7 protein-coding genes and 1 pseudogene are annotated in these 12,304 nt (G+C 39.7%); 4 read left to right on the top strand and 4 right to left on the bottom strand.

Annotated features, from left to right (window positions below):
- The 3 genes and pseudogenes from LMU01S_RS10495 to LMU01S_RS08810 all read right to left on the bottom strand — a co-directional run.
- Positions 1 to 86 (bottom strand): annotated as a pseudogene (locus tag LMU01S_RS10495) (transposase); the annotation flags it as partial.
- 147 nt (positions 87 to 233) lie between these two features.
- Positions 234 to 2,150 carry a sugar MFS transporter gene (locus LMU01S_RS08805; RefSeq protein WP_056959075.1) on the bottom strand — a complete coding sequence of 639 codons (1,917 nt, stop codon included), beginning with the start codon at positions 2,148 to 2,150 and terminating at the stop codon, positions 234 to 236.
- Between the two features lie 167 nt (positions 2,151 to 2,317).
- The gene (locus LMU01S_RS08810) at positions 2,318 to 3,322 is read right to left on the bottom strand and encodes a LacI family DNA-binding transcriptional regulator (protein WP_004050011.1); all 1,005 of its coding nucleotides are present in this window, start codon (positions 3,320 to 3,322) and stop codon (positions 2,318 to 2,320) included.
- Positions 3,323 to 3,566: 244 nt separating this feature from the next.
- On the opposite strand from LMU01S_RS08810, the gene LMU01S_RS08815 reads away from it, so the two are divergent.
- The 4 genes from LMU01S_RS08815 (at position 3,567) to LMU01S_RS08830 (ending at position 11,764) form a co-directional block, all read left to right on the top strand.
- On the top strand, positions 3,567 to 3,968 hold the full coding sequence (locus LMU01S_RS08815; RefSeq protein ID WP_056959076.1) for a hypothetical protein: 402 nt from the start codon (positions 3,567 to 3,569) through the stop codon (positions 3,966 to 3,968).
- Between the two features lie 354 nt (positions 3,969 to 4,322).
- Positions 4,323 to 8,555 carry a mucin-binding protein gene (locus LMU01S_RS08820; RefSeq protein WP_056959077.1) on the top strand — a complete coding sequence of 1,411 codons (4,233 nt, stop codon included), beginning with the start codon at positions 4,323 to 4,325 and terminating at the stop codon, positions 8,553 to 8,555.
- 16 nt (positions 8,556 to 8,571) lie between these two features.
- Entirely contained in the window at positions 8,572 to 10,713 is a 2,142-nt protein-coding gene (locus LMU01S_RS08825) for a mucin-binding protein (protein ID WP_061773572.1), read from the top strand.
- A 244-nt stretch (positions 10,714 to 10,957) separates the two neighbouring features.
- On the top strand, positions 10,958 to 11,764 hold the full coding sequence (locus LMU01S_RS08830; protein WP_225354624.1) for a mucin-binding protein: 807 nt from the start codon (positions 10,958 to 10,960) through the stop codon (positions 11,762 to 11,764).
- A gap of 88 nt (positions 11,765 to 11,852) precedes the next feature.
- On the opposite strand, the gene LMU01S_RS08835 is transcribed toward LMU01S_RS08830, so the two are convergent.
- Positions 11,853 to 12,203 (bottom strand): helix-turn-helix domain-containing protein, encoded by a 351-nt coding sequence (locus LMU01S_RS08835; RefSeq protein WP_056959080.1) that lies wholly within the window; start codon positions 12,201 to 12,203, stop codon positions 11,853 to 11,855.
- Positions 12,204 to 12,304: the final 101 nt, after the last annotated feature.

The following is a 12,304-nucleotide window of genomic DNA, read 5'->3' on the forward strand; positions in this document are numbered from 1 at the left end:
AGTTCGATCTTTCGACAAGAAAAAATACCATAACTATATGCCAAAAGAACTAATTTGAGTAAGACCCGAGGTTCATATTTGAGGGGGGGTAGACTATAGGGCATCAGGTGGTTTCTGGTGTCCTTTTTTATTTATAGTATACAAAAGCGGTCGTAAATGAACAATTTTTAAAGTCCATTTACGACCGTTTTTTGGAGACTTATATCACAGCCTCTTATTTAAGTGGTTCAAAGTCAACCTTGTTTTATGGTGACCTGTGCAAGCAGTTGCCCGTGGGTCACTTCGCGTTCGATATCGAGTTTCAAATTGGTGATGCGTTTAGGCTGTGTGAAAAAGACGATAACATTATCGCTGAGCCCGGCAGCTTTGATCACAGCTGGATCAAATTCTAATAACAGATCACCAGCTTTGACGGCTTGACCGTCAGTATAATATGTGACAAAACCTTCACCACGCAATTTGACCGTATCGATCCCCACATGGATGACTGCTTCTAGTCCATTGTCGGCCACCAATCCTAAGGCGTGTTTAGTGGAGAATGTAAAGCGGACTGTGCCGTCAAATGGCGCGTAGACTTTGGTATCAAGTGGAGCGATCACAAAACCAATTGCATCAAAATCAGGTGCAGCTTTGCTTGGTAAAGCATTAGCAAAACCAGTGACTGGGGCTAAGACATTAGTTGTATCACTGACAGTTAGTGGAGCTTGTTTAGCTTCAAGTCCAAAAGTCTCATCGCCAGCAGCTAATTTATCCTTGAGCTCTTCAACGATCGCAGCGTGTTTTTTCTCAGTCAAGTTGACCTTGGTCAAAAAGATCAACAAAGCTAAGACCGCTAGAGCAAGTGGGATGTAAAAGGCCATGCTTTCAAAAGTTCGGATATTTTTAGTGGTCATATCCGCAGCAGTCGCTGAGCCAGTCATGCCAGCGGCGATCGCGATGTAACCGACGATCCCGTTTGAAAAGGCCCCTGTTAATTTATCGATCATCGGTCGAACGGCTAATACGACGGCTTCATTACGTTCGCCAGTCTTTAACTGCCCGTATTCGATCGCATCTGTTAAGGTGAGGACTGTGACGAGTTGGGCAAAGGTAATGTTAAATAAGACGAGTCCAACGACTAAAAGGGCCATATTTTCACGGGCAAAGATGAAGATCAGGTATGAAGTGATCATACAACATTGGCCAAAGGAAAAGAGCCACTTTCTTGGAATGAACTTATTCAAGATAGGGTATAAAGGTGAGGTCATAAAACCAACTAAGATCGCAATAAAGCCCGCTAAACTAAAGGTCTCTGGTTTACCCAAGACGAATTTGAAGAAGTAATACAAGACCCCGTTTGTGACCACGTTAGCAAAAGAAAACATAAAGTATGCTAAACTGGCCCAAAGGATCTGATCGTTTTTGGCTAGCCCCAAAAAAACATCTTTGATAGTCGTTTTTTGCTTAGCAGCATTACGGATAAGATTATCTTTTTCTTCAGTTCCCCAAGCAACGATAAATGCACAGGCGATGGCTAAAAGTGAAATGATGATCGCAAAGGCTAGCCAACCTTGGGCACCTTGCGTGTGTTTTCCGGTGGCAACATAAGTAAAATAGGTCACCACAGGCACAACGATGACGGTCAAACCATTCCACCCGATCGAACCGGTCAAAGTTCCAAGGGCCGTGTAGACGCCCCGTTCCTTACTATCTTCACTCAAAGCTGGTACCATGCCCCAATAGGAGACATCGGAAAATGAGTAAAAGACATCTAAAGTGATAAACAAGATCACAAATAATACGGCAAAGGCGATCCAATTGACATTGGCTAGGTTAAAGATCCCAGTAAAAAGTATTACTAAGATCACAGCACTGACTAGATTCCCTGCAATGATCCAAGGTTTGAATTTGCCCCATCTAGTTTGAGTGTTATCCACGATGTTTCCCAACAGTGGATCGATCAAGATCTCAATGATCCGGATCACCACGATCAGACCAGTGATCAAAGCGATCAACTTATTGGCGATCGCGGGTGCTAGTTCACTGAACAAGCCCGCCGTAACAAAGACGATGAACCAATTGCTCAGTAAGCCGTAAAAAGCTGCATGCCCCAAGTTGCCCATTGCAAATGAGAACTTGGAGACAAATGATTTTGATGCATGTTTTTCCATTGGTGTTCCCCCTAAAAGCTAAGCAAATAACTAAAACTAGCTGTAATCGTTTACAGAAATCATCATACAACTTTTTACTTAACAAGTAAACTAAATTACTAAAATAATTACATAAAAACGGTAAAATAAAAATCGCATCCTTGGTAGAATGCGATTTTCTTAGGGGGTTATAAAGTAAAACTTTTACGGATCACTAATTCGGTATTGACGAAAGCATGGATCTTGGCGCGGTCAGGACGCTCTAAGGCATCACATAATAAATTGATCGCGGTCTGACAGAGTTCTTTTTGGTCGATGCTATAAGTCGTCAATGGTGGTGAAACGTATTGAGAGACTTCAATGTTATTGATACTGATAATCGCAGTATCCTGTGGCAAGCGGATCCCAGCCTCATTGAAAGCTTGTAAAACACCGATCGCCAAAGCGTCAGAAGCGACGATAAAGGCATCGGGGAGATCTGTGCCTAAGTTAGTAATGACTTTTTTACCGAGCTCATAACCATTTGAAGTTGTAAATGAGCCACCGACGAAATAATCTTTTTCATTAAAGATATTTAAGCGCTTAGCCCAATTTTCAAACGCAAAAGCCCGCGGATCTTGGCGATAGTTGTGTTGCCCCATGATCGAACCGACACCCCCGATAAAGCCGATTCGTTTTTTGCCAGCACGTTGTAATAAGTCGAGGGCATCTAAGATCGTTTGGGAGAGGTCGGGTTGGACGGAATCAAATTTATCCGGATAAGGATTGATATCTAAAAAGATCCCGAGCGGTGTGACTTCATGGAGTTTAGCTAGCTTTTCTGAGGAAAGATCATCTGCGCCGATCCCGATGAATCCTTCGTAATTTTTCCCCTTAGCGATCAAATGATCAAGGTCATGAAAGATATCGATCTCTAAGTTGGCATTTTTGCTTTGTTTTAGGATAAGTTCTTTTAGAGTATTAAAATAAACATCTTGCAGCTCTTCTTCAGCGGTGAAACTGGTCAAAAGTGCGATCTTACGTGAGATAAGAAATTTATTTTGGCGTTTACCATAGCCGAGCTTATTTGCCACTGTGAGGATCTTATTTTTAGTGGCAGGGGAAACGGATAAGGTCGGATCTTCATTTAAGAGGCGTGAGACGGTAGCTTGTGAAAAGCCAGATTCTTCTGCAATTTGTTTGATCGTTACCATAATATTACCTGCCTTTACTGCATATTTATAGTTATATTTTACCCTATAGACGTAATTTTTGCTAATTGTGGTATAAGTTGGATAAAAAATAACTTAATGTTTTTATAATAATAGTTATGTTTGAATTAAGTCGAAGCTAAATGAAAGTGATTTTATTGACCAAAGAATACGAAAAAATATAAAATTAAATCACTAAAAAGTTTTAGATAATTATTTTATTTTTGGATTTATGGAGGGTGAAAAGATGAATAAGATCGCATTGATGGAAGACGATAAGACAGTTAAGTTGAGTATTCCCCGTGGCTACTATGTATTTGCAGAAATGTCAACGATGGCAGACTTTAATGTTAAGATGATGTTACGCGATGCTCAAAGTCAAAAAGTGTCATTTGAAGGTGAACGTCAGAGCAAAGATGCTTTGCCGCCGATCCGTGGTTTTTACCAATGTGATTATGACGAGACTGAATTACACATTCATATTGAAGAAGGCATCGATTTAGATCTACGTGTTGATAGCACAGATCTGTATGATCAAAACGAAGAGTTGGCAGTGCGGACAGTCACTGCAGTTGGGCGTGATCTGGCTGATGATAAATACAACGATTTTATGCTACATTTAACGATCATGCGTTGTAGTGAACTTTAAAAAAATGATCGACTCTCGACTATGGTTTCATTTTCAAGTGGAACTATAGTCAATTTTTTTGGGGGAATATTAGTTTTTTATTAAATTAAAATGCTATTTGCGTAAGATTAGCATGGCTTATTTAGGTATTAAGGACTAAATAAGCCATTTATACGGTTGGTTATATTTTGCGAAATTTTATTTTAAAAAATAAAATTAAAATAATCTATATATTTATATTAAAAAATTACCGAAAATAAATCTCTTTAGTTGTAATATAGTAAATGCTTATAGACGAATAGTAGAGGAGTATAGCTATTATATACGCCCCCTATTTTTGTGCATTTAAATAACTGAGGAGGTCTATTTTTAGTTTTGTTATCACGTAATAATAATAAATTATTAATACATAAATTAGAACCAAAGAAACAACGCTTTGCGATCAAGAAGATCAGTGTTGGGGTCGCTTCTGTCTTGATCGGTTTTACTTTTGCTGGTTTTAGCGGAGTATCAGCTGATGAAGCGACAACAACGACCAAGGATCATTTAAAGACTGAGGCGACAGCAGAGAGCTCAAGTGTACCAACTAAAGAAGTTGAGTTAACTTCAAGTGACAAAACACAAGCTAAAGAAGTTGAGCAAACTTCAAGTGCTGAAATTCCAGCTAAAGAAACTGAGGCCACACCAGTAGCTGACGATAAGACTCAAGTTGCTGAAGATACTAAAGAACAAGTTCCAGCGCAAGCGGTGACTGCTGAAGAGATCAGTGAACCTACAACTAGCACTGAAAAACAAACGGTTGCACCAGCTGATGAAAATGAAGCCAGTGAAACGCAAACATTTAACGTTGAAAAACAAGCTGAACCTCAAGCAAATGTTGATCTAACGGATAGTAAAGTTGCTTATGCAGCAGCTCCAACGCAAGCGCAAGACCAACAAGAAGAAGGTTTTAGTGTTATTGATCCTGATTATTCCCAATATACATATGGAAAGACAAACCTTCAAACATTGATCGATGGTTTAGGAATCGACTACAAAAATAGTGAATATGTTTTCCAATGGATCGCGTCAACTAATTGGAACCGTGGTATCATCTTCACCGTTGAGCGAGGTAGAGATGCTGACGGCAATGTTATTTTGACGGGTAATGGTAGATTTAACGCGTATGAATATAGTTTTCTAGACAAGTATCATATTGATGAAGCCAAAACAATGATTCAAAAGGGTCAACAGACTTTAAATTTTGGTAAGGTTAGCAATGATGAATATCGTAACGAAACTGCAGTCGATCATTTTTATGCTAGTACTTATCGATCTGGTTGGCATTATTACACGGAGCACTTTTTACCGATATTTGTTGGTGGTCATAGTGGGATCGAAAGTAATACAGGGGATGGTTATACAACAGTAAGTATCTATACCCCACAAGTTGTTGAACAAAAAGCCAAGATCGACAACGGTAAGGTCTATAAGACACAAACTGGTTTAACAGGGCAACACTATACGACTGGTGTTCCTAAGAATGCTAAGGTGGAAGAAGGAAAATTCCTTTATGCTGAAAATAGCGAAGGCACAATGTCTGAATTCCACACGGGTGTTGTTTTAGTCAACAATTACCATGATGGTGTGACTGTTAGATATACCGAATTAGATGACCAAGGTACTATGCAATATGAATTCCTAGATGGCCGTGGTAACCCTAAAGCATTATGGAATTTAGATGACCAAGAATGGCAATCTGGTGGTACTTTGCAAGTAGGGCAGAGTTTATCATATACTACTGGCCAAGGTGGAGCAACATATTATATCTCCAACCCATACGTCCAGCAAACCACCGATATCACATATGAATATCGTAAGTTAGGTAGGGTTGATCTTTATGATGAAAATGGCAATTATTTAGGTCAAAGCTACCGATATGTCAATGATGCAAACGATGCTGCTAAGGCAAGTTTGCCAAAGGTTTCCGAAAAGTTTACTCGAGGTGACATTGAATACACTTTGGTAACAAAAGAAGACCTTCCTAGTGATCTAAGAAGATCGATCAAGTATATCTATCGTGGTATTGAAACAAAGGTAACACATGATACTTATACCCTAACGACTAAATTTGTCGACGAATCTGGTAAAGAACTTAAAACTGCTGAACCACAGACGATCACTTGGACAACGACGACTAAGCGAGATATCCATACAAGTGAAATTATCTCACAGACATCTGTTCCAAGTAAAACGAGCTATATGGCAGTAAATAGCCCAGTGATCGCTGGCTATTATGCAACAACGCCAGGCTTGGGCGGCAGAAAAGCTGAACAAAAAAATGCTACACAAAAGATCGTTTATCGTAAGTTGGGTAATATCATTGCTAAAGACAGCCAAGGTAAAGATTTAACGAAGGTTCACTATGAAAATGATGCTAACGATGCAACTAAGATCAAAGCGATCGTAGCACCAACGATCAAAGATTATCACGTAAAGGGTGAAGTTGTTCAACCAAGTGATCCAGGCCAAGATACAGTGCTCAACTATGGTAAAGATATTCAATATGCGCAGATCAAGTATTGGGATGAGACCGCTCAAAAGTATATCACTGATGATCAAGGTAACGATTTGAAAACGAACGAAAATGGGGCTCATAATACTAAGATCTCACATGAAAATGTAGCTGAACAGATCCACGCTTTGAAAGCTAAGGGCTATGAATATGATTTTGCAGATCAGGAATTTTCAACGGTCTATTTTGATGATGATGATTCAAAACTACAGACATTTACCGTCAAATTAATGCATGGTACAACAACGAAACCTGAATCTAAGCAGATCACACGCGAGATCATTATCCACCATCCTAACCAAGAAAAGAAAGTTATATCGCAAACAGCTACTTTGACGCGGAATGTTACACGTGACAGAGTAACTGGTGATATTATGCCAAATGGTGAGTGGAAGCTTGATAACTTTGATGAAGTAAAAGTGCCACAACACAAGGGGTATAAGATCGACGAAACACCAGATGAGATCCAAAATGGTAAGGTCGTTGGTAAAACAGTCACACCTGATGAAGAAGATGGTAAAAAAATCGAAGTTAAGTATATACCACTAGAACAACATGCTTTAGTAGAATATGTGGATGACAACACTGGAAAACGCTTAGATGAAGAAGATATCCAAGGGGTAACTGATGCTGCGATCGAACATAGTAATACTAAAAAAATCGATGGATATCGTAAGCTAAACTATGACCTAGTCTCAGATGAGTTAGCAGATGCAAACGATCCACATTTCAATGCTGAAGATGAGCCACAAGTCTTTAAAGTTCATTTGAAACATAGATTAGATACAACTGAACTAGAGAAAACAGTAACACGGACGATCATTGCTGAAGTTCCAAATGGCAAGCAAGAAGAAACTCAAACAGCTAAATTTACCCGTACAGGTACTAAGGATCTAGTAACAGGTGATATTACTTGGAGCGATTGGAGTCCAGCACAAGAATTTGACGCTTATACTGCACCAGTAGTGCCTGGTTATACACCAAGCAAAGCCACAGTCGAGCGTGCAACGGTAACCGCTGATGACAAAGATACAACAACCACGATCACTTACACAGCAGATGCTCAAGAAGTGATGGTCAAATATGTTGACGTCGATAACAATAACGAAGAAGTTGTTAGTCAGTCTGTATATGGTAAAACTGATCAAACAGTTGATGTAAATTATGAAGTACCAGCTAACTATGAAGAGGTAGCGGACCAAGATCTACCAGGTAAAGTTACCTTTAAAGCAAACGGCAACGAACCGATCATCGTAAAGGTACGACATAAGAAGGTATCCGTGGAAGTAGGCGAACAAGATACACAAAATGTTGTAACTCGAAAGATCACGGTCCATATGCCAGATGGTACGACCAAAGATGTCTCTCAAACAGCTATCTTTACCCGTACAGGTACTAAGGATCTAGTAACAGGTAAGCCTACTTGGAACGCTTGGAGTCCAGCACAAAAACTTGACGCGTATACAGCTCCTGAAGTAGGAGGATATACAGCAGATAAGACGGTAGCAGAAATTACAGTCAATGCCAATGATAAGATCGCTCCAGTCGATATCTACTACACAGCGGATGCTCAAGAAGTGATGATCAAATATGTTGATGTCGATAACAATAACAAAGAAGTTAAGAGCCAATCTTTAGATGGTGTAACTGATCAAACAGTCGATACAAAATATGAAGTGCCAACTAACTATGAATTAGTAGCGGGCCAAGATCTACCAGGTAAAGTTACCTTTAAAGCCAAAGACAATGAACCGATCATTGTAAAGGTACAACATAAGCATCAAGATGTGACGGATGAATATAAAAATGATGCACACAAGCAAGATAAAGTTGATCAAACAGTCAAAAGAATCATCACGATCGAACATCCACATGCTACAAATGAGACGACTATCCAATCTCTCCACTTCACGCGCCAAGTAACACGTGATATGGCAACGGGGCAGGACACATTTGGTGAATGGATCCCAGAAAATGCAGACTTCTTTGAAGAATTTGCCGTTCCAACGTTAGCTTCAGATAAAGGTCGATCGTCTAGAACATATTACTGGTGATACAGATGATCAACATGTGACTGTTAAATTTACTGCCAATGATCAAAAAGCACATGTGCACTATATCGACGATACAACAGGTGAGAAGTTGGCAGATGTTCATGTCACTGGTAAGACGGATGAACCGATCAACCATGATAGCAAAGCTAAAGTCCAAGATTACTTGGATAAGGGCTACGAATTAGTCTCCGATGACTTCGCTAAAGCAGGCAAACCAAGTTACAACGCTGAAGATGAAGATCAGCATTTTGAAGTTCACTTGAAGCATGCGCTAAAAGATGTGACCGATCAACATGCCGAACATGAAGTCAAACATACGGTAAACCGTCATATCATCATTAAGCACCCGCATGCCGCAGATGAGACGCATACTCAATCCATCCACTTTACACGTCAAGTAACACGTGATATGACAACAGATCAAGATACATTTGGTGAATGGATCCCAGAAAATGCAGACTTCTTTGAAGAATTTGCCGTTCCAACGTTAGCTTCAGATAAAGGGTATACCCCTGAAAAGACAAAGATCGATCGTCTAGAACATATTACTGGTGATACAGATGATCAACATGTGACTGTTAAATTTACTGCCAATGATCAAAAAGCGCACGTACACTACATCAACGATACGACAGGTGAGAAGTTGGCAGATGTTCATGTCACCGGTAAGACGGATGAACCGATCAAACATGACAGCAAAGCTAAAGTCCAAGATTACTTGAATAAAGGCTACGAATTAGTCTCCGATGACTTTGCCAAGGCAGGCAAACCAAGTTACAATGCTGAAGATGAAGATCAAAATTTCGAAGTTCATTTGAAACACGGTCAAAAAGATGTAACAGATGAATATAAGCAAGATGACAAGCGTAAAGATCACGTTGACCGTACGATCAAGCGTGAAGTCATCATCAACCATCCAAAAGAAGGTCCTGAATCATATGTTCAAACTGCACACTTCACACGCAATGTAACGCGTGATATGGTGACAGGTGAAGAGAAGCCAGGTGAATGGATCCCAGAGGAAAATACTTTCTTTGAAGAAGTTCCAGTTTCACTTAAAGCTTCAGATAAAGGCTATACACCAGCAAAAACGAAAGTCGACCGTTTGGAAAATATTAGCGCCAACACACCTGACCAAAAAGAAGTTGTCGAATTCACACCAAATGAACAACATGCTTTAGTCAAATATGTGGATGATAATAATAGAACGCTTTTAGATGAAGAAGATATCCAAGGTGTGACCGATGCAGCGATCGAACATACAAATGATGAGAAAATCGCAACATATCAAGCTCAAGGCTATGAACTAGTCTTTGATGAGTTGGCAAATGAAAGTGATCCGCATTTCAATGTTGAAGATGAAGCTCAAGTCTACACGGTTCATTTGAAACACGGGTCTAAAGTGGTCAAAGCCGATCCAGGTAATGTAAATAGCCAAAAAGAAGTAAAACGGATGATCATTGTGAATGCGCCAGATGGAACTAAGACAACTAAGGTCCAAACAGTTGTCTTTACCCGTGATGGCTTAAAAGATCTTGTAACTGGTAAAATTTCTTACCCAGATTGGGATGAAATTGCAACAAAAGTCTTTCCACAAGATGACGTACCACAATATTTAGGTTATACTTCAATAGTAGCTGGAAGAAAACAAACGACAATTGCTGCCAGAAACGTTCGGCCAACTGATGCTGACCAAGAGATCGAAGTCAGCTATGTTGCACGACCAAGTAAGCAAGTTATTACCTATCAAGACAAAGATGGCAACCAGATCGGGACTCAAATCGTTACTGGTCATACGGATGAAACGGTAAAATTAGTGCCAGTTCTTCCTGATGGTTGGGAATTAATCGATCCTGATAGCTTCCCTGAAAATGTGACATTTGCACCAGAAGAAAATCAAGTATTGGTCATCACAGTTAAGCGGATCACAACGACCGCCAGCGCTAAAACTGAAACGAGCGGTGAAAACACTGAGCTAGCTAAGCAAGAAGTTGTAAATGATACAACTGATGTCACAACTAATGAAAAAAATGAGGCAACACTTCCACAAATGGGTGAAAACGATAGTGAAGCTTTAGCAGTTAGCTTATTAGGTTTAGTAACAGCAGCCTTTTCTTTGTTTTATTTTGGCAAAGAGAGAAAAAAGACTGATAACTAAAAAGAAATGATCGACGGATAGTAGTATTTTTAGTTAGCCATCAAAGGGACCACCTTAGATGATCTAGTCACCTATGGCGGTCTCTTTTAGTTTTAGGGGTTGAATTAGAATTTTTAGAAATTTTTCTGACGGTATTGCCGTCAAGTATCAAAAAGAAGCAACTACTGCACAAACAACATTTGAATTTGTCGATCCGCGTGATCAAAAAACACCAGTCGCGATGTATTCGTACAAGACAAAAAAATTGGTAACAAGTGGGGTATTGGTTGCTGATGAAGTTCAAGAATTTGAACAGGTCAAGATGTTAGTCGGACATATGTATCATCGAACAAAGCGCAAATTTAAGGTGATCGATCCGTATCGTGATGGACCTTTAGAATTAGAAAAAGAAAGTCTTGAATTGCGTGATGATCGGGGCAATGTATTGGGAGAAATGACTTGTCAAAGGATCGCGCACGGTCATGTGATCGTGATCCCAACGATCTTTTCTAAAAACGATGAGCACTATACTTTAAATGAGGTCACGACCTTATTAAGAGACGATCAAGAAAAAACGATCGCCAAATATGAACTGGCTAAAGTCAGTGAATCGTTGGACAAGACAACGTTGACGACACACTTTGTGACTAAAGCCGGCCAGCCACTTTGCCGACCGGATAAACAAACGATCACCTGGAAGACGCTTAAGTACCAGGACGCTAAAACTGGTCTCTCCTGGAGCGGATCAAGTATTCCAGAAGAATCAAACTATCTCGCGGTCAAAAGTCCTTTGATCAAAGGATACGTAGCGCAAACAGCGGGCTTAGGGCCAGCTAGCTTGAAAGCTAAAGAACAACAGATCGTCTATCGAAAATTAGGTAAGATCATTGCGATCGATAGTAGTGGTAATATTTTAGGTACCAAAACGTATTGCAACGATCGTACCGATCCTACACGGGCTGCTGAGACCTTTTTACCATATATCAAGGGTTATCATCGTGCGATCAAAGCTGAAGCGATCGTACCTAGTGATCCAAGTTGTGATATTTTTATTAAATATCTAGCCAATTGATAAAGTAAACAAGCGCGTTTGACAATGCAGTCAGCGCGATATGAATAAAGAGAGCCTTGCCATGATCTTATCGTGGCAAGGCTCTCTTTTATCTGTAGATCATTTTGAAATCAGCGAGCAATAGCAAAATATGCTGGCTGATGCGTTCGCAGTCAGGGCGATCTAGCGTCTGTAACTCATGAATGAGCTGTAATGAGCTGGGGGTCAAATGTGCTAATGAGATATTACTTTCTTCTTGAAGCAATTCTGAGATCGAGATCTCAAGTGCCTGACAGATCGCATTTAGTTTTAAAATACTGATGTTTTTCTTCTGACCACGTTCTAATTTAGAGATAAAATTGATCGAAAGGTCACTGTATTCAGCTAATTTCTCCTGCGTTAAATTAGCTTTGATACGTTGCTTTCTGATTTTTTCACCAATCTGCAAGTTATTATCCATGAAATATTACCCCTTTACTGCAAGGAAATCATCTACATGGATAATAAAGATAGTATTAATATATTAACACGATTTATAGTAACTGAATTTCTGAGTTTCGA

Origin of the sequence: Ligilactobacillus murinus DSM 20452 = NBRC 14221 (assembly GCF_001591685.1) — a bacterium.
GTDB lineage: Bacteria > Bacillota > Bacilli > Lactobacillales > Lactobacillaceae > Ligilactobacillus > Ligilactobacillus murinus.